Below are 23,501 nucleotides of genomic sequence, written 5' to 3'. Positions count from 1 at the left end.
CATCAACGCCCCAGGAACTCCAGGATCGCCGGGGCGGCCAGCACCCAGGTGTCGAACATGTTGAAATGACTGACCTTTCCCGACGCGCGGTCCTCGGCTGCTCGCTCCCACGCATCTTCGGGCCACGGCGGGTCGATCAGCTCTGATCCCCTGATCAGGCAGTTGACCTCCAGCGAGGTGCGCTTGGGGTGATCCCAGTCGTTCTCGCCGCCCCGGATGATCAGGGTGGGCACCGTGATCCGGTCGAACATCTCGTCGTCGACGCCGGGAATCGTCTGGCCCGGTTTGGAGACGAATGCGTTGAGCCAGCGCAACATCACCTTGAGGAAGGCATCGCCGTCCAGGCCGAGCAGGCGTGCCTCGTTGTCGGGGTTCTCTGCGCCCCGCTCCTGCCACTCGCGAATGTCCAGCAGTGCTTTGGGCCCGCCACCGCGGACGGCGAGGATGCTGGGCACCACGTAGTAGGAACCGAGCACGAAGGTGCCGTAGATGCCGCCCACGATGTTCCACAGCGCCAGCTTGGTGACCAGTTCCGGATAGAGCATCGTGGTCAGGATCGAGTCCCGCGCCCCGCCTGACCCGCCGGCCAGGATGACCGGTCCGGTCCCCAGTGCGGTGAGTAACCCGTGCAGGGTCTCGGCACGCATGTGCGATTCGGACTGGCCGTAGAACTGCACGTCGGAGGCGCCGCAATTGGGGCGGTCCCACAACAGCACCCGGTAGCCGCCGTCGACGAGCGCTTCGGCCAGCGGGCGCAGGCCCGGGATCTCCTTGGAGAACCGGCCGCCGGGGGTCAGCACGATCAGATCACCGGTGGAACCGAGGATCTCGTAGACGACATTTCCCCCGTTGACTTCGACAGCGGCCACCGAATACTCCTGTGCGTTAGGCCTGGACGAGGACGTCGTTGCCGACAACCCGCACCGGGTAAGTGCGGATGCTCCACTCCGGCTTGACCGCAGTCGTGCCGGTGGCGAGCTCGAAACCCCACTGGTGCCAGGGGCAGTAGATGTACTCCAGGTCGCGGACCATGGCGGCGTCACCGGGGCTCTGCTCGTCGACGACGGTACGGCCGCGCAACCGGCCCGCGCACAGCGGTCCGCCCTGGTGCGGGCAGAAGTTTGCGATCGCGTAGAACGTCCCGTTGATGTTGTACACGCCGACGCCGTGATGGCCGATCGGCACGAGCTTGTGTGTCCCAGGCGGGATCTCATCGACGGTCGCAACGACATGCTCGCGGCCCTGGGCCAACCGGGGCCGCTTCTCCTCCTGCCCCATCTAGAACACCCGCACCTGTCCCTCGAGGGCCGGGACGGTGTCGGGAAGGTGATAGGTCGCCAGGCCGTTACGGAACATCACTGCCTCCCGGGCTGCCTTGGGCAGGTGTTTGACCAGCCAACGCGGGTCGTCGAAGGTCCAATGCGGGTAGTCGGAGGAATAGAGCAGGATCTTCTCGCACTCCATCCACTCCAAGGCGCGGGACAGTTCGGTCTTGTCCTCCGGGTAGTCCAGCGGCTGGGTGGTGAACTTGATGTGGTCTTTGACGTATTCACTGGGCTTGCGTTTGATCTCCACCCACGATCTGCGGGCTTCGTAGATGGCGTCCATCCGCCACATCAGCGGCAGAATCCAGGTGAAGGCATGCTCGACGAGCACGATGCGCAGGTTGGGGTGCCGATCGAAAACCCCGTCGAATACCAGGCTCATCACCTGGTTGGCCGCTAACAGCGAGTAGGTGACCATGAAATCGTGGTTGTAGCTCGGCATTCCCACCGGCGGCATCGGCAGTTCCTCGTGGTGGCTGCGCGACAGGTGACAGCTCACGGTGATGTCGTGCTTGGTGGCGGCCGCCCAGATCGGGTCGTACTTGGGGTCGCCCCACGACGGCCGGGGTTCGGCCTTGATCAAGATCTGCGCCATATAGGGGTGGCCCGCCCACTTCTCGATCTCGGCCACCGCGCCGGCCGGGTCCTCGATCGCCGCGCAGATCGACCCGCGCCAGCGCTGATGCCAGTTGTTCTTGGCGTCGAGCCAGTGGTTGGCCTGCCAGTCGTTGAGTGCCGAGGACATCGCCTGCTGCGCTTCGGGAAAGCGGGCCGGATAGGCGGCGGGCTCCAGGATCGCGAAATCCGCGCCCGCCTCCATGATGAGCTGTTTGAACGCCAACTCCGGATCGCTGCCGGGGAACTCGCCATCGGCCGGAAACGTGTCGACGCGCATGGCGAAAGCGTGCGCGTAGTCGGGGGCGTCGTAGTAGATCTGATCGCCCACCCGGCGGGGCAGAAAGTACTTGCTGCGCCATGGCTCCGGGAGGTACTGCACCAACTCGCCGCGGCGCGGCACCGGATGAACATCTGAATCCACACACCGCACGGCGATTCGCTCGGTGGCCGGCTGGCGCTCGGTGGCTGTCGCGGTCATGGTGAACTCCCTCGGTCCCTGATGCTCTCTAGTGTGCGCCCGCGACGGCCGTAACGTCGATGCCGTAGAGCCGACTGGCGTTGCGCCAGCACAGCTTGTCGCGCTGCTCGGCACTGAACGAATGCGGAACGGTCAGTTCGTTGTGCTGCCAATGCGGATAGCTGGATCCATACATCACCATGTCGTCTTTGCCGGTGAAGCCGAACCATTCGCCGGCGAAGTCGGCGTCCCCGGGGCCGTCCATGGCGCCCTGGACGAAGAAGACGTGGCCGGGCAGGTAGTCGCTGGGGATCTTCGGCGCCCAGGGTGTCTGCTCCAGGTGCGGCCGGCCGAAGGTGTCCATCCGCCAGATGATCGGGGTGAGCAGATCCGCGGCACCGTCGGCCCACACGAACTTCAGCTCCGGCATCCGCTCGAACACGCCTTCGGCGATCATGTTCATCAGGTGGTAGAGGTAGTTGCACGCCATGAAGCTCACGTACTGCTCGTAGGTGCGGGGAACGCCGGACGGCGTCGGCGAGGCGGAGATGCCCGAACCCACCTCGATGTGCGCTGCCACCGGAAGCCCGGCGTCGACGGCGGCCTCCCACAGCGGCCAGAACTGGGGCTTGCCGAACAGCTCCCGGGACTGCAACGGAACGCCGATCTGCACCACCCGCGGGTGGTCTTTCCAGCGGTCGATCTCGCGCAGGGCTCCGGCGATGTCGTCCGGGTTGACGCGGATGGTGCCCCGAAACCGGTTCCCGTGCTCGCCGTGGTTCAGCCAGCGCGAGACCAGAATCTCGTTGTGCGCCGCGGTGATCGCCGATCCCAGATGCCGGTCCGGCATGACGCCGCGGGTCATCGGGTGCAGTACCGCGACGTCGACTCCGCCTTCGGCGAACAGGTGTTGGGCGACCAGATCGGGGTCCGAACCCGGGTATTGGCGCTGCGGACCGTCGGTTCGCGGTGCGTACTCGCCGCCCGGCGCGCCGTACCAGTCCATCTCGTAGTCGGGGAATCCGCGGCTTTTGAACGGCTCCCGCAGGAAGCTGCGAAGGTCGCTGTTGGACGCCGCGAAGATGTGCACGCTGGCGTCGATGACAGGCGTGCGGGTGCCGTCCGGGTGTTCGATCATCAACGCCGCCCTTCGCCGTACTGTCCGCCGGGCACTGTGTCGCAGTCACGGTGCCGCCCGACCCCCGGTGCGACCCATTGTATAGCTGTATTCTTTTCAAGCAAGAACAAGGTTCTCGCTCCGCGTTCACCTCGCACGTCCCGGTGGCTGCGCCCCCGGCCGATCGGATCGGTTGTGCAGCGGTGATGCGCAACCCTGGCTACGAGAGCATTACATCCGGTGATGAGAATGGTATTCTCAACCGGCGTTCGGGAAGGTGGCTGCGATGCTGTTGGAGTTCGACGAAGACCAGCGACTGTGGCAGGCCACGGTGCGCGACGTGGTGGGTAAGCAGTGCTCGCCCGCACTGGTGCGCAGGGTCGCCGAGGGGCAGGGCGACGCCGAGGCGCTGCGCAAGGACGTCGACGCCCTCTGGAAGGTCTACGTCGACCTCGGATTGACCGAGCTGCACCAGCCGGAAACCGCGGTGGAGCTGGCGATCGTGCTCGAAGAACTGGGCCGCGCCACCGATCCCACACCGTTTCTGGCCACTATGACCCAGTTCGCGCCCCTGGTCGGCGAGCAGCACCAGCCGGATGGGTCCACCGGTGCCGCGGTGTACAGCGGGGTGACCGCGCACCGCAATGCCGGCGGCTGGGTGCTCGACGGCACCGCCGTGGGTGTGCTGGACGCCGACCGCGCCGACCGGCTGGCGGTGGTCACCGCGGCGGGCGTGTTCGTGGTCGATGCCGGCGCTGTCACCACCCGCACGTCGACCGTTTTCGACCCGACGTTGCACATCAGCGACGTGTCCTTCGCCGGCGTCGAGGTCGCCGACACCGCCCGCATCCGGGGCGATGTCGAGCGGGCCCGCCACGTCGCGCTGTGCGGGATGGCGCTGACGATGGTGGGCGCCTGCCAGCGCATTCTCGACCTGGCGCTGGAGCACGTGCGCAGCCGGCACCAGTTCGGGGTTCCGATCGGGTCGTTTCAGGCCGTCCAGCACAAGGCGGCGGACATGCACGTGGCGATCGAACGCGCCCGGGCGCTGGCGTACTTTGCGGCGCTGACCATCTCGGTCGACGACCCACGCCGGCGGATGGCCGCGGCGATGGCCAAGGCCTCGGCGGGCGAATGCCAGTCGGTGGTCTTCCGGCACGGGCTTCAGCTGTTCGGGGCGATGGGATTCACCTGGGAGAACGACCTGCAGTTCGCGCTCAAGCGGGCCAAAGCCGGTGAGCTGATGCTGGGGGGCGCCGCGCAGCACCGTGCCGCGATCGCCGAGGAATACCTTGCAACTCGCATTTGATCCCGAGGTCGAGGAATTTCGCGCCGAGTTCGCGGCGTTCCTCGACGCCAACCTGCCGCCCGAGGCCCAGACCCTGGAGCGGCCCCGCTCGGTCTCGCACATGCCGACGTGGGCCCGCCGCTGGCAGCGCCTGCTGTTCGACAACGGCTGGCTGTTGCCCGGTAATCCGCCGGAGTTCGGCGGTCGCAACGCCACCCTGCTGCAGCAGTTCGTGCATCTGGAAGAGCTCTGCCGGCGCAGGATTTACCACAGCTTCAATCCGCAGGGCGTCAACATCATCGCCGCGTCATTGCTGACGTTCGGCACCGACGAACACAAGCGACGCTGGGCGGTGCCGATCCTGCGTGCGGAGATCACCGCCTCACTGGGCATGAGCGAGCCGAGCGCGGGATCGGATCTGGCGTCATTGCGCACCCGGGCCGACCGCGACGGCGATTCCTTTGTCGTCAACGGGCAGAAGGTCTGGACCTCTGGAGCGCACGACGCCGATGTGCTGCTGACCTTCGTCCGCACCGATCCCGATGCGCCCAAACACAAAGGCATCAGTGTGCTGGTGATCCCCACCGACACTCCGGGGGTGGTGCGGCGGCCGTTCCCCACCATCTGCGGGATCGAGGACAAAGACTTCAACGAGGTCTTCTTCACCGATGTGCGCGTGCCGGCCGAGAACCTGATCGGTCCGCTCCATGGCGGCTGGCGGGTGGCCAACGGCTCGCTGGGTCACGAGCGAACCATGATGTGGCTGGGTTTCGCCGACAGGCTGGACAACATCATCGCCGACTTCCACCCCGAGGGTGCCCTCGAGCGTGACCGATTCGCCACGGCGGTCATGGATTATCAGGCGCTGCGCCTGCTCGGGTCGGCCGCGCTGGCGCGGGCTGCGCGCGGTGAAGAGGACGTGGCCGCGCTGTCGGTGCTCAAGCTGCTCGGCTCAGAGGCCGAGATGTTCGCCTCCGGCCATGCGCTCGACGCGGCTGGGGCGCAAGGCCTGGTGCACCCGGCGAACTCGGGACCCTATGCCCCCATGAACCTCGACAGCTACTTCGCCAGCTGGTTCGAGCGCCACGCGCGCAGTTTCTCGGGCACCATCGCCGGAGGCACCTCGGAGATTCACCGCAACATCATCGCCCAGCAGGGACTGGGTCTGCCCCGCGGCTGACCCGGGACCCCAGCGCCGGCGAGCAGACACAGAATCGCACGACACGCTCTGCGTGCGTGCGATTCTGTGTCTGCTCGCGCCGAGAAGCGTCAGTCGATGACGACCGCTTCCTTGCGTTCGGTGATCGGGCGGGCGCACTCCTGCTCGTCGCAGATGCGCTGCAGCTTTTCCAGGGTCTCATCCAGGCCCGGCCCCAGCCGTTTTCCGGGAGTGAAGGTGGCGGGCAGGTTTCGCATGCCCTGGATCACCCCGATGGTGTCATAGTGCACGGTGCCTTCGGGGTCGCACCGGTAGTCGGGCATCCGGTCGAGCACCGCCGTCAGCATGGATTTGAAGACGGTGCGCGCCACGTTGGAGCCGATGCAGCGGTGTATCCCCAGCCCGAAGCTGAAGTGCCGGTTGCCCTTACGGTCGAGAATGACGCGGTCGGGTTCCTCGAAGATCGCGGGGTCGCGGTTGGCCATCGCCCAGGACAGCCACAGCCTTTCGTACTGCTTGAACTGCTGTCCCTCCACTTCGACGTCCTCGGCGAACGTCCGCCCGTCGCCGGGTGCTGGGGTGAAGAACCGCAGGAATTCCTCTGTCGCGGGGTCCAACAGGGTTGCGCGCTCCTGGCTGAGCCGGGTGCGTTCGGACGGGTGCTCGCCAAGCCATTCCAGGGCGTGCGCGGTGAGCGCCGTGGTGGTGTCGAAGCCGCCGCCGATGATCAGGCCCAGGTTGCCCAGAATCTCGATGTCGGGCGCCGGCTCACCGTCGATGCGCAGTTGCAGCATCGCGTTGACCAGTCCCGGGCGCGGGTTCTCCCGGATCTCCATCATGTTGTTGATGATGTCGATGCCCATTTCGCGGTGCTGCTCGTTGATCTTCTCGCGGTCCGGCGAGTGCTCGGGGGTGTACACCGAGGCATGTGTGGGCTCGCTGTAGACATTCCATTTTTTGAGTTCGATGCCCATCATGGCGAGGGTGAACACCGCCGGGACCACGTTGGCCAGGTGCTCGACGAAGTCGATCCGTCCCGACTCGATGTGCTCATCGACTGCGGCGCGGGTGATCTCGTCCACGAACGGCACCCACCGCTTGATCGCGGCGGGGGACAGGTACGGGTTCAGCGCACCGCGGTAGGCGCTGTGCTCGGGCTCGTCCATCTCGAGGATGCCGCCGCGCACCACCGTCGCGCGGCTGGCCTTGGGGATGGTGATGCCCTGGAAGGGAGTCTGCCCGCTGATGTCGTGATGGTTGGACACGGCGGGACAGCGGGCCAGCTCGAAGACGTGCTTGCTGTCGGCGGCCACCCAGTGTCCGTTGTAGGTGGGACTCCACGCCATCGGGCATGTGGCGTGCATTTCGCTGGTGATCTCGTCGAAGCGGTCACGGTACTCCGGGGTGTGCCGATCGAAGTAGTAGGTGTTCTTCTTGCGATCGTCGGATGCATCGTCTTGGCCGGTCGCGGCCAGTGAGTCGTCGACGCTCAAGGAATTCTCCCTCGTCATTCCTCGATGAGGATGGCTTGTTCGGGGCAGGAGTGTGCGGCCTCGCGGACCGCATCCTGCTGGTCTTCGGGAACCGTCTCCGAGACCGGCGACGAAGTGCCGTCGATGTCGTTGAGCACGAACGAATCAGGCGCGATCATCGCGCACAGCGTGTGGCCCTGGCACCGCTGGCCGTCAACGGAAACCTTCATGTCCTTGCTCCTTTCCGGCGCGAAACGGCGGGCGTCATCAGACGTGGTAGTCGTACCACTTGAGGTAGCCGCCGGCGTCGACCCGCAACTGCATCCCGGTGACGTAGCGGGCCTCGTCGGAGGCCAGCCACAGCACCGCGTTGGAGATGTCCTCGGGCTCGATGAACGGCACCTTCATCGCCTGCTGGACGTAGAAGACCGGCTCGGCGTCGGCGCGGGTCGGATGTTCCAGGTCGGGGCGGAAGGAGCGGTACATCGGTTCGCTCTGCAACATGTCGGTGTTGCAGTTGGTCGGATGAATGACGTTGGCGCGGATGCCGCGCACCGCCAACTCCGTTGCCAGGTCGTGCACGTACTGCGCGATCAGGCGCTTGGAGGTCATGTAGGCCATCCCGCCTGGGTCGCCGCCCGGGTTCGCCTTCTGGTGGGCGTCCATCAAGGCGGCGGCCGAGGCGGTGGCGATGATCGAAGCGCCTTCGGACAGGTGGGGCAGTGCGACTTGAATCCCGTTGATGGTGCCGACCAGGTTGGTGTTGATGACGTCGGTCCACGCCTGCAGTGGCGGGTTGCCCTTCATGCCGGCGACGCCGGCCTGGGCGACAACGATGTCGAGTTTGCCGAACTCGGCCAGACCGGCATCGAGCGCGGTTTTGAGCGCCGCCGCGTCGCGCACGTCGGCCTGGGCGGTGACGATGCTGCGCCCGGTCTTCTCCACCAGCTTGGCGGTCTCCTCCAGATCCTCGGGCCGCGCCATCGGGTAGCCGATGGTCTCGATGTCCTGGCACAGGTCGACGGCGATGATGTCGGCGCCTTCCTCGGCCAGGCGCAGCGCGTGGCTGCGGCCCTGGCCGCGGGCGGCGCCCGTGATGAAGGCGACCTTTCCGGCAACGCGTCCCACAGCTGTTCCTTTCGTTACGCTGGATCCGCCGTGATGTGGCGGAACTTGTTGGAAGTTCAGGTGTTCCGGCCGCCGTTGACGCCCAGGATCTGGCCGGTGATGTAGCCGGCCTCCTCCGACGCCAGGAACGCGCAGGCCGCGGCGATGTCCTCGGGCTTGCCCATCCGCCGCACCGGGGTGCGGGCGATGTTGTCGTCGATGTCGCCGAGAAACCCGCGGCTCGCGGCGTTGCGCAGCATCGGGGTGTCGATGAAGCCCGGAGGCACGGCATTGACGGTGATTCCAGCGGGGCCGTATTCCAGGGCCAGCGTTTTGGTCAGCCCGTTGACGGCGGACTTGGCGGCCACGTAGTGCGCCATATACGGCGTGCCGGAATGCGTGCTGGAGGAGGAGATGTTGACGATCCGTCCCCATCCGGCGTCGACCATGTCTGGCAGTACGGCCTGGATGGTGTGGAAGACACCGTTGAGATTGACGTCGATGACGCGCTGCCAGTCTTCGAAGCTGATGTGGCTGAACTTCTTGAAGCCGTCCAGGCCGGCGGCGTTGACCAGGATGGTGACCGGGCCGAGTTGTTCGCGGATCTGCGTCAGCGCGGCGTCGATCTGCGCGCGATCGGTCACGTCGGCGGCGAAGGCCAGCTCCAGGTCGTTCGGATGGAGGTCGATGATCGCCACCCGGTGGCCGGCGGCGCGCAGTCGGTCCACGACTGCCGCGCCGATGCCCGAGGCGCCTCCGGTCACGACAGCAGTTCTCACGAGGCCCGTCTCGGTCACAAAGAATCTCCTTTCCGAGCGTTGAGAATCGTACTCTCGCACAACTGCTTCTGGCAAGGCACGCGTAGACCGCTTCTCAGCAGCGAAAAGGCAGTAACCGCTTGCGCTCTCGGCGGAACGATCTCAGCCGCAAGGCCCTTCGCGCTCCCTTGAGTTCTCGTATAGGCGATGTATGATTCGCCGCAGATGAGAATCTAGTTACCCGCCGGGAGGCTTGGATGCATTCGCTGGGCACAGCCGAGACCGCCGCCGACGAGCGAGTCGACCGGCGCCTGCTGATCAACGGCGAGCTGGTGGGTGCCGACACCACCTATGCATCGCTCAACCCGGCCACCGGAGAAGTGCTCGGCCACGCGCCGGAGGCCGGCGTCGAGCACGCGAGGGCAGCCGTCGCGGCGGCGCGCGAGGCCTTCGACGCGGGCGACTGGTCCACCGACACCGAGCTGCGTATCCGCTGCCTGGATCAACTGCACCGGGCACTCGTCGAGCACCGTGACGAACTGGCGGCGCTCACCATCGCCGAGGTCGGCGCCACCCCGGCGCTGACCCAGGGCGCGCAGCTCGACCAGCCGATCGCGATCGTCCGCTACTACGCCGATCTGCTGAAGACCTATCCGCTGACCGAAGATCTCGGCAACGTGGAGAGTCGGGGAATGCTGCACCACCGGTGGGTGGAGAAGGAAGCCGCGGGTGTGGTCGCCGCGATCATCGCCTACAACTACCCCAATCAGCTGGCCCTGGCCAAGCTGGGCCCTGCGTTGGCAGCCGGCTGCACCGTGGTCCTCAAGGCCGCGCCGGACACCCCGCTGGTGACGCTGGCGCTCGGTGAGCTGATCGCCAACCACACCGATATCCCCGCCGGGGTGGTCAACGTGATCAGCTCGTCGGACCCGGCGGTCGGGGCGGCCCTGACCACCGATCCGGACGTGGACATGGTCACCTTCACCGGCTCCACCCCGACGGGCCGGGCCATCATGGCCGCCGCCAGCGGGACCCTCAAGCGGGTCTTCCTGGAACTCGGCGGCAAGTCCGCGGCGATCATCCTCGACGACGCCGACTTCAACATGGCTGCGCTGTTCGCCGCCTTCTCCATGGTGACCCACGCCGGGCAGGGCTGTGCCCTGACATCGCGGCTGCTGGTGCCCAACAGTCATCACGACGAGATCGTCGAACTGGTCAAGACGAACTTCTCGCACGTGCGTTACGGCGACCCGACCGACCCAACGACCTACATGGGTCCGCTGATCAGCGCCAAGCAGCGCGACAAGGTCGACGCCATGGTGCAGCGCGCGATTGCCGCCGGCGCCACCCTGGTGACCGGCGGGGAGAAGGTCGACCCCGGCTTCTTCTACACCCCGACGCTTTTGACCGGTGTCGATCCCGACAGCGAGATCGCCCAGGAGGAGGTCTTCGGACCGGTCCTGACGGTGATCGGCTACGACGACGACGACGATGCGGTCCGGATCGCCAACAACTCGATCTACGGCCTGTCCGGGGCGGTCTTCGGCAGCCAGGACCGGGCGCTGGCGGTGGCGCGCCGGATCCGCACCGGAACGTTCTCGATCAACGGAGGCAACTACTTCAGCCCGGACACCCCCTTCGGGGGCTACAAGCAATCCGGCATCGGGCGCGAGATGGGAGTCGCCGGGCTGGAGGAGTTCCTGGAGAGCAAGACCTTCGCCATGCCCGTCGCCGGGGCTCCGGCATGAGGCCGCTCGAGGGTGTTCGCGTCCTGGAAGTCGCCATGTATGGGTTCGTCCCGTCGGCCGGGGCGGTGCTGGCGGAGTGGGGTGCCGAGGTCATCAAGGTCGAGCACGCGGTGACCGGTGACCCGCAGCGAGGCCTGCGCCAAACCGGAATGCTGCGGGTCGAAGGCGACCCCAACCCCAACATCGAGCACGCCAACCGCGGTAAGCGCAGCATCGGCCTGGACGTGTCGACCCCCGAGGGCCGCGACGTCTTGCTCGAACTGGCGAAGCGCGCCGATGTCTTCCTGACCAGTTTTCTTCCCGGCCATCGCAAGAAGTTCGCCATGGACGTCGAGGACATCCGCGCGGTCAACCCGAAGATCATCTACGCGCGCGGCAGTGCGCTGGGTCCCCGCGGCATCGAATCGGAAAAGGGCGGTTATGACATGACCGCGTTCTGGTGTCGTGCCGGTACCGCCGCCACCATCACCCCGCCCGGTATCGAGGGCATGATCGGCCCGCCTGGGCCCGCCTATGGCGACACCATCTCGGGCACCAACCTGGCCGGCGGTATCGCGGCGGCACTGTTCAAGCGCGAGCGCACCGGTGAGCCGGCGGTGGTGGACGTGTCGCTGCTGGGCAGCGGACTGTGGGCCATGGGCCACACCGTCGCCTTGACCAGTCATCTGGGTGAGCGCATGATCCAGCAGCCGCCCGGGGTGCACGGCTCGCCGATCAACCCGCTGGTGGGGGTTTACGCCACCGCCGACGAGCGCTACATCTCCTTTGTCATGATGCAGCCCACCAAGTTCTGGGCCGACGTGTGTCAACACATGGAGCTCGACGCCTACATCGACGATCCGCGTTTTTCCACCGCGCAGTCGTTTGCCGAGCACACCCCGGCCGCCGTGGAGATCTTGCGCGCGGCAATGGCCAAGCGGACGCTGCCCGAGTGGAGTGAGCGCTTCGCCACCCTGGCCGGCCCGTGGGCTCCGGTCCAGGACACCCTGCAGGCCGCTCAGGACGCGCAGATCCGCGCCAACGAATACATCGTGCAGGCCGGCGAGCTTGAATTGGTCGCCAACCCGGTGCAGTTCGACGTGACCGCACCGTCGACGGGCCCGGCGCCCGGTTTCGCCGAGCAGACCGACGACATCCTGACCGAGCTCGGCCTGGACTGGGACCGGATCATCGAACTCAAGACCGTCGGTGCGGTCACCTGAGGACAGTGGGAATTCTTCGATGCCGTGTTGCCTGAATTCGCAAGGCCGCCCGCGGGGTGCCCTGCGTGTGGCACAGTGCGTAGAACTCTTCGAGCAGGCGGTCGGGGCCGGGGGAGGCCCGGTTGGTGCCCGGATCGGATTGGCGCACACCATCGGGGGCCGACCGCGGTGTGGGCGGTAACCGTTGTGGAAGGGGGCGGTGGTGTGTAGCGGTGCCGGTGCGGGAACTCACGATGCCGCCTGCTGCAACACTGCGGTGGCGGAGGGCTGATGGTGCTGGGAGCGACGGTGGATCCGCCGTTGGGTGGTTCTCTCGACGGCCCCGCCCGTGGGGCGGCTGCGGGCCGGCATCGGTCCGCCGGTGCGCGGCGCGAACAGCCGGCCTATCTGCGTCCGCTGATCGGGCTGGCCACCGTGCTGATCATCGCCGCTGCAATCGCGTTGCCGATCAGCCTGTTCCGGGGCAGCTTCACCCGCACGGTGTCGGTCACGGTGCTCTCGTCGCGAGCCGGGCTGGTGATGTACCCCGACGCCAAGGTCAAGATGCGCGGCGTTCAGGTCGGCAAGGTCGGGTCCATCGATCCGCTGCCGGACGGTACCGCGGCGCTGCGACTGGAGCTCGAGCCCGGCCAGCTGCGGGTGATCCCGGCGAACGTCACCGCCCGGATCGCCTCGACGACGGTGTTCGGGGCCAAGTCCGTGGAGTTGGTGGCGCCGCCTGAACCGGCCACCGCCCGCCTGCACGCCGGCCAGGTCTTGGCGGGCGAACACGTCACCGTCGAGATCAACACGGTGTTCCAACAGCTGTTGAGGGTTCTGGACAAGATCGACCCGAAGAAGCTCAACGAGACCCTGAGCGCTGTGTCGACGGCGTTCAACGGCCGCGGGCAGAAACTGGGCCAGGCGCTCACCGATTTCGACAAGCTGCTGGCGGAGATCGAGCCCAGCCTGGGCACCCTGGAACACGAGGTCGCCACCATGGCACCGGTGTTCCGGTCCTACGCTGACGCCGCCCCGGACCTGACCGCCGCGCTCAACGCCACGACCACCATGAGCGAGAGCATCGTTCAAGAGCAGAACAGCCTGGACACCTTCCTGCTCAGCGCTATCGGTCTGGCCGACAGCGGCAACGAGGTACTGGGCGAGAACCGCCAGGCCCTGACGGACTTGACGCAGGTCCTGGAGCCGACGGCTGCGCTACTGGACAAGTACCACGACGAACTCGGGTGCACGATCGGCGGTTTGGTGCCGTTCGTCAAATCCCAGCCGTTCCACGTCCCCGGCGTCATCATCACAGCCAGCTTTACCCTGGCCAAGGAGAGGTACCGATACCCCGACCATCTGCCGAAGGTGGCGGCCCACTCCGACCGTTCCTACTGCACCGAATTGGGCCTGCCCGACGTACCGCCGGAATACCGGGTGCCCGCGTTGATCGCCGACGTCGGAGCCAACCCCTACGAATACGGCAACCAAGGGATCCTGCTCAACTCCGATGGCCTCAAGCAGGCGCTGTTCGGGCCGATCGGTGGGCCGCCGCGTAACAGCGCCCAGGTGGGGATGCCGGGATGAGAAGCGGTTTGGGAACTCTGGTCAAGTTCGGCGTCTACGCCGTGGTGATGGTGCTGGCGACGGTTTTTCTGTTCGCGATCTTCGCTGAGGTGCGGACTGGTCCCACCGTGGGCTACCAGGCGGTGTTCGCCGACGCCTCCCGGCTCAAGACCGGCGACAGCGTGCGGGTCGCGGGCGTGCGGGTCGGCACGGTCGGTGGTGTGTCGCTGCGTTCAGACGGAACAGTCCTGGTGAAGTTCTCCGCCGACCGCAACATTGCGCTCACCACGGGAACCCAGGCGTCGGTGCGCTACCTGAACCTGGTCGGTGACCGCTATCTGGAACTGACCGACGGGCCGGGCTCGACTCAGCTGCTGGAGAAGGGATCACAGATCCCGCTCGAACGGACCGCCCCGGCCCTGGATCTGGACCTGCTGCTCAACGGGCTCAAGCCGGTGATCCGGGGACTGAATCCCGACGACGTCAACTCGCTCACAGCCTCGTTGATCCAGATCATGCAGGGCCAGGGCGGCACCATCGACTCACTGATGTCGCGAACGTCGTCGTTCTCGAATTCCCTTGCTGACAAGAACCAGGTGATCGAATCGCTGATCGACCAACTGCGCACGACGCTGGCCACCTTGGCCGACGGCGACAAGCGGTTCTCCGGGGCGATCGATCGGCTGAACAAGCTGGTCGCCGGGTTGGCTGCCGACCGCGACCCGATCGGCACCGCGGTGACGGCGCTCGACCGAGGCACCGCCTCGCTGGCCGATCTCCTCGGCAACGCCCGGGATCCGTTGACCAAGGCCATCACACAGGCCGACCGGTTGACCACCGCGATCAACGCCGACCTGCCGGGCCTGGACATGTCATTGCAGAAGGCGCCGGAGAACTACCGCAAAGCCATCCGACTCGGCGCCTACGGCGGGTTCATCCAGTACTACCTGTGCGCGGTTCAGATCCGGGTCAGCGACACCCAAGGGCGCACAGCGGTCTTCCCATGGATCAAAGCGGAGGAGGGCCGATGCAGCGACACCGAATGAGCGGAATGCTGCCCGATGCCGCCCCGCCACGGCAGGGGACCCGCCGATGCTGAAATACCACGGCAGCCAACTGACGCGAATGGGACTGATCGGCATCGCGGTCGTCGCGTTCATCGTTGCGATCGGCCTGCAGCCCGAACAGCTGATCCAGTGGGCCACCTGTGTGCGCTACCAGGCCCGATTCGCCGAAGCCGGTGGCCTCAGTACGGGCGCCGACGTCACGCTCTCGGGGATCAAGGTCGGCTCGGTCACCGATGTCGCACTCGACAACGGTGACGCGCTGGTGACCTTCACCCTGGCGGGCAAGTACGGGTTGGGTGGGCAGACCACCGCACACATTCGCACCGGGTCGCTGCTCGGTGAGCGGGTGCTGACGGTGGAGCCGGCCGGCAGCGGCAGGATGCGTCCGCTCGAGGTCATTCCGCTTACCCGCACCTCATCGCCGTACTCGCTGGTCGACGTGGTCGGTGAACTCACCACCAACACCGCCGGTACCGACACCGAGTCGCTGAACCGGTCCTTGGACACCCTCTCGGACACCATCGACCAGATCGCTCCGCAGTTGGGGCCCACGTTCGACAGCCTGAGTCGGCTGTCGCGGGCGGTGAACAACCGCAATGAAGGCCTGGCCGACCTGCTGAAATCGGCCGCCGATCTGACCGGTGTGCTCTCCGAACGCAGTCAGCAGATCAATTCGCTGATCCTGGATGCCGACAGCCTTGTCGATGTGCTCAACACCCGGCGCCAGGCGATCGTCAACCTGTTGGCCAGCACCTCGGCGGTATCGCGGCAGCTGTCCGACCTCGTTGCCCAGAACAATGAACAACTTCGACCGACCCTCGACAAAGTCATCGAGCTGAACAAGATCCTGGTGAAGAACCGGGACAACCTCGCCAAGGCGCTGCCCGGTCTGGCGAAGTACGAACTCACCCAAGGCGAGACCGTGTCCAATGGGGCCTACTACAGCGCCTATGTTCCGAACCTGTTCCTGCCGCAGCTGCTCCAGCCGTTCTTCGACTACGCGTTCGGATTCCGGCGCGGCGTCGATGCCGGACAGCCGCCGGACAATGCCGGGCCGCGTGCCGAACTGCCGTTCCCGGTCAACGGGATTCCGCAACCAGGAGATCTGCCGCCCCGATGATGACTCGTAAACCACTGCACCTGGCGGCGGCCGTCCTGGCGGCACTGCTGCTGGTAGCCGGCGCGGGCATACTCGCCCGCCAGACCATCCTGAAACCGACTCGGATCACGGCGTACTTCTCCACCGCGACCGCGATCTATCCCGGTGACGAAGTCCGGGTCGCCGGAGTGACGGTCGGCACCATCGACCGTATTGAACCGCAGGGCACCCAGGCCAAGCTGACGTTGCGGATCGATCGCAAGGTGCCGGTCCCGGCCGACGCCAAAGCCGTCATCGTCGCGCCCAACCTGGTGGCGGCGCGCTTCGTCCAACTGACCCCCGCCTACCACCGCGGTGACGGGCCGACCCTGGGCGATGGCGCGGTGATTCCGCGCGAGCACACCGCGGTCCCGGTCGAGTGGGACGAGGTCAAGACCCAATTGAACCGGCTCGCCGCTGAACTGGGACCACGCAGTGGTGTCTCGGGCACGTCGGCGTCGCGCTTCATCGACAGCGCGGCAAATGCGATGGACGGCAACGGCGCCAAATTGCGAGAGACGTTGGCGCAACTGTCCGGCGTGGCCCGGATCTTCGCCGAGGGCAGCGGCAACATCGTGGACATCATCTCGGGTCTGCAGACGTTCGTCACCGCGCTGCGTGACAGTGATCAGCAGATCGTGGTGTTCGAATCCCGGCTTGCCACCTTGACCAGCGTGATCAACGACAGCCGATCCAGCCTCGATGCTGCTCTCACCGACTTCGCCGGCGCGATCGACACGGTGCGGGACTTCGTGGCGGGCAGTCGGGCCGAGACCGTCGAGGCGTTGCAGGGCGTCGCCCAGGTCAGTCAGACGCTGGTCGACTCGAAGAACGCGATCCGCAATATTCTGCACATCACCCCGAACGCGATCGCCAACACACTCAACATGTACAACGTGTCCAGCGGAACTCCGGTGGGCTCGTTCGCGTTTTCCAACTTCAGCAACCCGGTCCAGGCGATCTGCACGATGACCGGCGCGGTCGGTAACGTGACGTCGACGGAGACCGGCAAGCTGTGCGAGCAGTACCTCGGGCCGGCCATGCGACTGCTGAATTTCAACGGCCTCCCGGTGCCGGTTTCCCCGTATCTGACCAAGGCGGCCAGCCCGGACAAGTTGATCTATACCGACCCGGCGTTGATGCCGCACGCCGAGCACCCGGCAAACCTGCCGGAACAGCAGCCGTCGATCTCGGCCTACACCGGGCTGCGCGGTGATGTCCCCCCTCCGCCGGGGTGGACCGATCCCCTGCAACCACGGGGCTCCTACGTGCCGGACGGACTGCCCGCCGCAGCCACACCGCCACTGATTCCGGGAGCACCCCTGCCCAGCCCGACCACGTTCGACGGGATGCTGCTGCCGGGCGGCCCGCCGCCGGGGCCGCCGCCCGGCCTGCCGGGTCCGTTACCCGCGGAAGGGACGTCCTCGCCATGATCGGTCTGAATCGCTTGCGGCGCAGTGCGGCGCTGGCCGTCGCGGTCGCCGCCACCACCACCGGCTGCGCCTTCGGCGGTTTGAACTCGCTGGCACTGCCGGGCGTTCAGGGCCGCGGGCCCGGGGCGCAACACTTCACGGTCCAGCTGTCCAATGTCGGGACACTGGAGTCCAATTCGCCGGTGATGCTCGCCGACGTGGTGATCGGCAGCGTCGGCAAGATGACCGTCAGTGACTGGCACGCCAACGTCGACATCGCGGTCAACCCCGGTGTCGAAGTCCCGGCGAATGCGGTCGCGACCGTCGGTCAGACCAGCCTGCTCGGCTCGATGCACCTGGCGCTCAATCCACCGGTCGGAGAAGCTCCGACGGGGAGGCTGATGTCGGGGTCCACCATCGGTTTGAGCGACTCGTCGACATACCCGTCTACCGAGCAGACCCTGTCTTCGCTGGCTGTGCTGGTCAACGGAGGCGGACTCGGTCAGATCGGTGACATCATCCACAATTTCAGCGCCACCATGGCCGGCCGTGAGGCCGACATTCGTGACCTGATCGTGCGGCTGGACCGCTTCACCGGAGCGTTGGACCGGCAGCGGGACAACATCGTCGACGCCATCGCAGAGATGAACCGGGCGGCCACGACGTTCGCCGGGCAGCGCGACACCATCAACCGCGCGCTGAACAAGATCCCGCCGGCCATCGACATCTTGATCCGGGAGCGCCCCAAATTCGTCACCGCGTTGACCAAGCTGGGGCAGTTCGGTGACCTGTCGGCCGGTCTGGTCAACGACTCCGGTCGCCAACTGGTCTCCGACCTCATCCACATCGAACCGGCGTTGCGTTCGCTGGCCGACATCGGACCGGAACTCAACTCGGCAGTGGCCTACGCCACAGCCTTCCCCTACGGCCCCAACTTGATCGAACGCGCCGTTCGGGGTGACTTCCTGAACCTGTTCGCGGTCTTCGACCTCACCAAGCCCCGCCTCAAGCGGGCCATGTTCGCCGGCACACAGTGGGGTGACGAGGACGCGAAACTGGTTCCGGCGCCTGGGGACCCGTGGTATCTGAACTGGTCCTACGATCCGCTGCAGGAGCCGATCCTGTCTTCGTCGGGTCAGGCCCTCCCGCCGGGAGCGGTCACCTCGGGAGGCGGTGGCTAGGTGCTGACACGCTTTGTCCGGATCCAGCTGATCCTGTTCCTGGTGGCGTCGGTCATCGGCGTGGGAGCCATGCTCTTCGGCTACATGCAACTTCCGACCATGCTCGGCATCGGCAGGGTGGTGGTCACACTGGACCTGCCCGAGACCGGGGGTCTCTACCGGTTCTCCAACGTCACCTACAACGGCGTACAGATCGGCACGGTGACCAAGGTGGAGCTGACGCCCAACGGTGTGCGCGCCACGTTGTCGTTGGATCGCTCACCTAAGGTGCCGGCGGATCTGGTGGCCGCGGTGCGCAGTGTCTCGGCGATCGGCGAGCAGTACGTCGACCTGCAGCCGCGCAGCGACAGCGGCCCTTACCTGCAGGACGGTTCGGTGATCGCGGCCTCAGACACCGAAGTTCCCCAGCAGGTCGGGCCGATGCTCGATCAGGTCAGCGCCCTGGTCGACAGCATCCCCAAAGACAAGCTCAGTGCCCTGCTCGACGAGACCTTCCAGGCCTTCGACGGCGCCGGCTACGACTTTCAATCACTGCTGGATTCGGCAACCACCATCAGCGGTGACGCCAACCGGGTCTCGGACAAGGTGCGCAAGCTGGTCGATGACGGTGCGCCGTTGCTGGACTCCCAGGAACGCAGCACCGATGCGATCCGGACCTGGGCGCGCAGCGTGGCCGGGATCTCCGAACAGGTCGCCGCCAACGACCCGCAGTTGCGGGCCATCCTGCAACGCGGACCCGGATTCGCCGAGGAAGTGTCGGGGCTGATGCAGGATCTCAAGCCCACGCTGCCGATCCTGCTGGCGAACCTGAACACGCTGGGGCAGGTGCTGATGGTCTACAACCCGTCGCTGGAGCAGATTTTGGTGTTGATGCCCGGATACATGGCGGCGCAGCAGTCGTTCGGTCTGCCCAAGAACAACCCGACCGGTCTGCCCCAGGGCGACTTCACCCTGACCTTCGGTGACCCCAACCCGTGCACCGTGGGGTTCCTACCGCCGTCGTCGTGGCGTTCCCCGGCCGACACCACCACCATCGACACCCCCGACGGTCTGTACTGCAAACTGCCGCAGGATTCACCGATATCGGTGCGCGGCGCCCGCAACTTCCCCTGTATCGAGCACCCGGGCAAGCGTGCGCCGACCGTCGAACTCTGCGACGACCCCAAGGGATTCGTCCCGATCGCGATGCGTCAGCACCTCACCGGCCCCGGAGCGTTCGACCCGAACCTGCTCAAGCAGGGTGTTCCGATCGATGACCGGGCCGACTTCAGTGACCGACTCTTCGCTCCCGTCGGGGGAACCCCGCTGCCGCCGTGGGCCAACCCGTCGGGGACGCCGCCTGATTCCCTGCGTCCGGTGGTGCCCGCGCCGCCTCCCGAGTCGCCGAACGCCGTTCCACCGGCGACTCCGAACTCGGGGCCGTCGGTCGCGGTGTTGCCCTATGACCCGAACACCGGCAAGTACATGACCCCCGATGGGCGATACGAGCAGCAGACCAATCTGGTGCCCGGTTCCTCGCCCAAGTCGTGGACCGACCTGATGCCTTTCTGACCCGAGGGAGGACGAATGCGCGCACGTGAATTGATCGTTGCGACAACGACTGTCGGGCTTCTCGTGGGGTCGACCCCGGCGTCGCCGGCGCACGCTGCTCTGGGCTTCGAACTGAATGGGTCCTACCGGGTCACCTCCAACGGCGACTGGGCCAAGACCAACGATGTATTCATGAACGAGGTCAACGTGTCGTCGGTGTGGACGTTCAGTTCCAGTTGCGAGAATGCGCACGCCTGTACCGGGCAGGTCAGCAGCGACCAGGGCTGGACGGCACCGCTGGAGTACCGTACCTCGCGCTGGATCGTCGATCGCTTCCACGAGAACTGGCAGACCTGTCCGGATGGCACCACGTCGCCGGGGCGGCAGCGTTACCAGTTCCAGGGCAGCGATGCCAACGGTCAGGTCGAGAAACGCAATACCGATCTGCTGGTCGGCTACGACAGAACGATCGGCGTATCCGGTGCCTGTGGGCGTAATCAGCCCACGGTGATTGTCATGGCGTTGACGGTGCAGCGGCTCTAGGCGGGAGGGACGACCATGCAGACCACTGGATCGTTGAAGGCGTTCATCGCGGCGGGCCTGGCCGCCGGGACGGTTGCCGGCGTGATGCCTGCCGCGCCGTCTGCTGCCGACCCGTACGTGCCGATGTGCGACGTGCCGGCGTGCACACCCGGGATCGCGCCGAACGTCGTGCTGGGGGCGCCGTGCTCCAACACCACCTACTTCGTCTTCGGGTCGGCCGTCGCAGGGCCGTCGACGCTTCCGGGCAGGCTGGTGTTCTGCGGGTCGCCGCGCCGCTACGAACCGCGCTGGTTCCGCTCTCCGGAGATGCACGGCATCAAGGAGGAGAACAGCAGGTGCGACGAGTACTCCGGCGAGGTGGCGCAGGCTCCCGACGGCCTGTTCTTGACCTGTGTCACCGCAGACGGATACACGTTGTGGCGCCGCGGAGATCTCTAGCGGCACAACAGTCCTGGCAAGTCGAAGGAGTTCGCCATGCTACGAACCACTGCCGGTGCGGCGCTCGCCGCGTTGACCGCCGCCACGGTGGTGGCGCCGACTGCCGCGGCCGACATGCGATACGGCAATTATGAGGTCCTGAGCAACCGGTGGACCGACGCCACCTGGGTCTGGGCGGCCTACCCGTGCGAGACGATGGGTAAGTTCGACGACCTGCCGGCCGGCTGTGTGACGATCAGTGCGATCGATCGGCCGCATTTCTTCGGCCGCGGGTACTACGGCGGGACGGCCAGACTGGTGGACGGTCAGTACTCGTTCACCTCCGATTACCCCACCGGTCTGACCTGCCCGTTCGGGCCCTCGATGCCGACGCGCGACACCTTCACCTGGGATGCGAACACGTTGGCCGGCTCGGTCGAATCGCATTTCGACGTGGGTTGCATGAATGGTCCGGGCGGGGTGAACACCTGGACGTTCGCCCTGGTCCGGATGTAGCTGGTGGTCGACCCGCTACACCGGGTCGAACGAGGAGATCAACCACCGGCCCTCGTGCTTCTCCAGGCCGACCTTGACGCTGCTCATCGAGTAGGAACCGTCTGGCACCGCTTTGCTGATCGTGGTCTGGTTCAGGAAGATGAGCACCTCGGCCGAGCTGGGCCGCAGCGAGATGATGCCTTTGCGGACCACTGCGGCCACCGTCTGAACGTCCTTCTCCCTGGCGGCCGGGGTGACGACCTTTTGGGTGAAATCGGTGTAGTAGGCGAGGAAGTCGCCGGTCAGGTGACTTTGAGCAGCGCTGAAATCCTGCTCCAGGGTTTTCGGTGAGTACGTGAGCACGGCCACCGCTCCGTCGGCGGCAGCAGCCATCACCGCCTGCTCGGCCTCCGGTCCGAGTTGCTGGTCGGCCCGCAGTACCCCGAAGTAGAGCCAGGCGGTCAGCGCCGCCGACGCCACGAGCAGGCCACCGAGCACCGCCGCGACCCACCGCGCGGTGGCCACGGTCGGTTTGGCCGCCGGCTGCTCGGCCGGCGACTCCACGACGGCCTCGTCTGGCACCTGCGATGCGGCGTCATCGCCGTCTGCCGTCGTCGACTCCTCGTCGATCGGCTCCGGCGCCACAGGTTCCTGGTCGGATTCACTCATGCCGCGAAGTCCACTTTCGACAATTTGACCTGGTCACCTTCACGGGCCAGGTGAACAGTGAGGCGCCAACTGCGGGGCTCCTCTTTGGCTCCCGCGGAATTGGTGACCTTGGTGGTCGCTGCGACCAGCACCACCGCGTCATTGTCTGACATCGATTCGACTCCCGCGACCGCCGTGTCGACCGTGGTGACGGTTTTCGAGTCACGAGCGACTTTGGTGAAGTCGGCCGCGTGGGCTTCGAAGTCCTTCTTGAACTCGCCGGTCGAGTTGTCGAGGATCGCCTGGACGTCGGCTTCGACGGTCTCGTAGTTCAGTGTCATCAGGGTCACCACACCCTGGCGGGCGGCCGCGGCGTACTCGGCGGACTGCCGTTGGCGCTCCGCGACGCTGCGATGGTGGACCAGCATCACCACGCTGCCCGCGGTGAGTCCCCCGATGGCGAGTATGGCGACCGTCGCCGCAACCCACCGCAGCCGCTCCCAGGCGCGGATGAGTCGGGGGGGCTGGGCAGCGGCCTCGGCGGGGGCCGCTGCGTCGACATCCGGCGCCGGCTCGCCGGCGTCGGAAGCGTCGCCGTCGGCGTCCTGTGCGGTTTCCGGTTCGCCCGCGTCGGCCGACTCCTGCTGCGCCTTGAGCAGCTCCGCTCGGGCGCGGGCCAACTCCGCTGCTGCCTCGGCGGCCTTCGCCTCGGCTTCGGCCAGCGTCAGAGCATCCTTCGAAGCGCGCTTGGCGGCGTGCTTTCCGCCCGGCTTCGCCGGATCACGCGAGGGCATACGGCCTCCTGTCGTTCAGCTCAGCACCAGGGTCCCTCACCACGTGCGAAGCGAGCAGAGCGCCCCCTTGGTGCCGGCGTCGGTGGCGACAACGACGTCATCGACGCGCAGCTCGCAGACGAAGCCCGGCGATGGCAGTTCGGGATGCATCCCGGGCAGTGACACCACCACCATGGCCCAGTCCTGCGGATCGGCCAAGGTGGTTTCGAAGATCCAGGGCTGGTTGGGGCCGACCGTGACGTCCGCTCGCGGACTGTACTGGTAGGGGTTGTGACTGTATTCGGCGAAGTTGGGCGGCTGAACCTCACGGTAGTAGACGAATGCCTGTGCGGTCTGCGTCGCGCTGACCGAGTAGCGGACGCGGTGCGGCGCCGGATCGTCGGCACCGGCTGGGACGGCGACAGCCAGCGCTCCGGCGCATGCCATTCCCGCCACCAGGGATGACGCGGCGACCGGCCGACCTGTCACGGGCCCCTC

The 23,501-nt window shown here is 66.5% G+C and carries 24 protein-coding genes; 13 read left to right on the top strand and 11 right to left on the bottom strand.

Annotated features, from left to right (window positions below):
* Nucleotides 1-2: 2 nt before the first annotated feature.
* The 4 genes from LI92_RS03100 to LI92_RS03085 are packed head-to-tail and all read right to left on the bottom strand — an operon-like array spanning nt 3 to nt 3,538.
* Nucleotides 3-869, bottom strand: coding sequence for an alpha/beta fold hydrolase (locus tag LI92_RS03100; RefSeq protein ID WP_046315785.1), 867 nt, complete (start codon nt 867-869; stop codon nt 3-5).
* Between the two features lie 16 nt (nt 870-885).
* Nucleotides 886-1,278 carry a Rieske (2Fe-2S) protein gene (locus LI92_RS03095; protein ID WP_046315783.1) on the bottom strand — a complete coding sequence of 131 codons (393 nt, stop codon included), beginning with the start codon at nt 1,276-1,278 and terminating at the stop codon, nt 886-888.
* Entirely contained in the window at nt 1,279-2,421 is a 1,143-nt protein-coding gene (locus tag LI92_RS03090; protein WP_046315779.1) for an amidohydrolase family protein, read from the bottom strand. It lies immediately after the preceding gene.
* A 28-nt stretch (nt 2,422-2,449) separates the two neighbouring features.
* On the bottom strand, nt 2,450-3,538 hold the full coding sequence (locus LI92_RS03085) for an amidohydrolase family protein (RefSeq protein WP_192829966.1): 1,089 nt from the start codon (nt 3,536-3,538) through the stop codon (nt 2,450-2,452).
* Nucleotides 3,539-3,803: 265 nt separating this feature from the next.
* On the opposite strand from LI92_RS03085, the gene LI92_RS03080 reads away from it, so the two are divergent.
* Both LI92_RS03080 and LI92_RS03075 read left to right on the top strand, forming a co-directional pair.
* On the top strand, nt 3,804-4,826 hold the full coding sequence (locus LI92_RS03080; RefSeq protein ID WP_046315775.1) for an acyl-CoA dehydrogenase family protein: 1,023 nt from the start codon (nt 3,804-3,806) through the stop codon (nt 4,824-4,826).
* Nucleotides 4,810-5,985 (top strand): acyl-CoA dehydrogenase family protein, encoded by a 1,176-nt coding sequence (locus LI92_RS03075; RefSeq protein ID WP_046315773.1) that lies wholly within the window; start codon nt 4,810-4,812, stop codon nt 5,983-5,985. The genes LI92_RS03080 and LI92_RS03075 overlap by 17 nt, the downstream gene beginning before the upstream one ends.
* Before the next feature lie 89 nt (nt 5,986-6,074).
* On the opposite strand, the gene LI92_RS03070 is transcribed toward LI92_RS03075, so the two are convergent.
* Genes LI92_RS03070 through LI92_RS03055 form a run of 4 tightly spaced genes read right to left on the bottom strand, consistent with a single transcriptional unit; the run spans nt 6,075 to nt 9,322 of the window.
* Nucleotides 6,075-7,475 carry a cytochrome P450 gene (locus tag LI92_RS03070; protein WP_082109517.1) on the bottom strand — a complete coding sequence of 467 codons (1,401 nt, stop codon included), beginning with the start codon at nt 7,473-7,475 and terminating at the stop codon, nt 6,075-6,077.
* Nucleotides 7,472-7,666 (bottom strand): ferredoxin, encoded by a 195-nt coding sequence (locus LI92_RS03065; protein ID WP_046315769.1) that lies wholly within the window; start codon nt 7,664-7,666, stop codon nt 7,472-7,474. The genes LI92_RS03070 and LI92_RS03065 overlap by 4 nt, the downstream gene beginning before the upstream one ends.
* A 37-nt stretch (nt 7,667-7,703) precedes the next feature.
* Complete coding sequence (locus tag LI92_RS03060) at nt 7,704-8,564, bottom strand: mycofactocin-coupled SDR family oxidoreductase (RefSeq protein ID WP_046315767.1); 861 nt, start codon at nt 8,562-8,564, stop codon at nt 7,704-7,706.
* A gap of 56 nt (nt 8,565-8,620) precedes the next feature.
* Nucleotides 8,621-9,322, bottom strand: coding sequence for an SDR family NAD(P)-dependent oxidoreductase (locus LI92_RS03055; RefSeq protein WP_046315821.1), 702 nt, complete (start codon nt 9,320-9,322; stop codon nt 8,621-8,623).
* Nucleotides 9,323-9,558: 236 nt separating this feature from the next.
* Between LI92_RS03055 and LI92_RS03050 the strand changes: the two genes are divergently transcribed.
* The 11 genes from LI92_RS03050 to LI92_RS03000 all read left to right on the top strand — a co-directional run bounded on the left by LI92_RS03050 (nt 9,559) and on the right by LI92_RS03000 (nt 21,603).
* A complete protein-coding gene (locus LI92_RS03050) occupies nt 9,559-11,049 on the top strand; it encodes an aldehyde dehydrogenase family protein (protein ID WP_046315766.1) in 1,491 nt (496 codons plus the stop codon).
* On the top strand, nt 11,046-12,251 hold the full coding sequence (locus tag LI92_RS03045; protein WP_046315764.1) for a CaiB/BaiF CoA transferase family protein: 1,206 nt from the start codon (nt 11,046-11,048) through the stop codon (nt 12,249-12,251). Before LI92_RS03050 ends, LI92_RS03045 begins: the two co-directional genes overlap by 4 nt.
* A 270-nt stretch (nt 12,252-12,521) precedes the next feature.
* Nucleotides 12,522-13,820 carry an MCE family protein gene (locus LI92_RS03040; RefSeq protein WP_286134820.1) on the top strand — a complete coding sequence of 433 codons (1,299 nt, stop codon included), beginning with the start codon at nt 12,522-12,524 and terminating at the stop codon, nt 13,818-13,820.
* Nucleotides 13,817-14,845: an MCE family protein gene (locus LI92_RS03035; protein ID WP_046315762.1), complete on the top strand. Its 1,029-nt coding sequence runs from the start codon at nt 13,817-13,819 to the stop codon at nt 14,843-14,845. The genes LI92_RS03040 and LI92_RS03035 overlap by 4 nt, the downstream gene beginning before the upstream one ends.
* Nucleotides 14,846-14,891: 46 nt before the next feature.
* Nucleotides 14,892-15,986 (top strand): MCE family protein, encoded by a 1,095-nt coding sequence (locus tag LI92_RS03030; protein ID WP_046315760.1) that lies wholly within the window; start codon nt 14,892-14,894, stop codon nt 15,984-15,986.
* Nucleotides 15,983-17,437: an MCE family protein gene (locus LI92_RS03025; protein WP_152665311.1), complete on the top strand. Its 1,455-nt coding sequence runs from the start codon at nt 15,983-15,985 to the stop codon at nt 17,435-17,437. The genes LI92_RS03030 and LI92_RS03025 overlap by 4 nt, the downstream gene beginning before the upstream one ends.
* Complete coding sequence (locus LI92_RS03020; RefSeq protein WP_046315757.1) at nt 17,434-18,597, top strand: MCE family protein; 1,164 nt, start codon at nt 17,434-17,436, stop codon at nt 18,595-18,597. The genes LI92_RS03025 and LI92_RS03020 overlap by 4 nt, the downstream gene beginning before the upstream one ends.
* Nucleotides 18,598-20,148, top strand: coding sequence for an MCE family protein (locus LI92_RS03015; protein WP_046315755.1), 1,551 nt, complete (start codon nt 18,598-18,600; stop codon nt 20,146-20,148).
* Nucleotides 20,149-20,163: 15 nt separating this feature from the next.
* Nucleotides 20,164-20,670 (top strand): Rv2253/PknI dimerization domain-containing protein, encoded by a 507-nt coding sequence (locus tag LI92_RS03010; RefSeq protein WP_052740683.1) that lies wholly within the window; start codon nt 20,164-20,166, stop codon nt 20,668-20,670.
* A gap of 15 nt (nt 20,671-20,685) precedes the next feature.
* Nucleotides 20,686-21,108 (top strand): hypothetical protein, encoded by a 423-nt coding sequence (locus LI92_RS03005; RefSeq protein WP_046315753.1) that lies wholly within the window; start codon nt 20,686-20,688, stop codon nt 21,106-21,108.
* A gap of 36 nt (nt 21,109-21,144) precedes the next feature.
* Nucleotides 21,145-21,603, top strand: a complete 459-nt coding sequence (locus LI92_RS03000) for a hypothetical protein (RefSeq protein WP_046315751.1) — start codon at nt 21,145-21,147, stop codon at nt 21,601-21,603.
* Between the two features lie 15 nt (nt 21,604-21,618).
* Here the strand turns inward: LI92_RS03000 and LI92_RS02995 are convergent, their stop codons facing one another.
* Genes LI92_RS02995 through LI92_RS02985 form a run of 3 tightly spaced genes read right to left on the bottom strand, consistent with a single transcriptional unit; the run spans nt 21,619 to nt 23,450 of the window.
* Nucleotides 21,619-22,251, bottom strand: coding sequence for a twin-arginine translocation pathway signal (locus LI92_RS02995; protein WP_052740682.1), 633 nt, complete (start codon nt 22,249-22,251; stop codon nt 21,619-21,621).
* Nucleotides 22,248-23,024 carry an Rv1363c family protein gene (locus LI92_RS02990; RefSeq protein WP_046315749.1) on the bottom strand — a complete coding sequence of 259 codons (777 nt, stop codon included), beginning with the start codon at nt 23,022-23,024 and terminating at the stop codon, nt 22,248-22,250. Before LI92_RS02990 ends, LI92_RS02995 begins: the two co-directional genes overlap by 4 nt.
* A gap of 36 nt (nt 23,025-23,060) precedes the next feature.
* A complete protein-coding gene (locus tag LI92_RS02985) occupies nt 23,061-23,450 on the bottom strand; it encodes an Rv2576c family protein (protein WP_046315747.1) in 390 nt (129 codons plus the stop codon).
* Nucleotides 23,451-23,501 lie beyond the last annotated feature (51 nt).

Origin of the sequence: Mycobacterium sp. UM_Kg1, from assembly GCF_000972925.1 — a bacterium.
Taxonomy (GTDB): Bacteria; Actinomycetota; Actinomycetes; order Mycobacteriales; family Mycobacteriaceae; genus Mycobacterium; species Mycobacterium hiberniae.
Note: the sequence above shows the minus strand (reverse complement) of the source record. Positions and strands in the feature narration are given on the sequence as shown.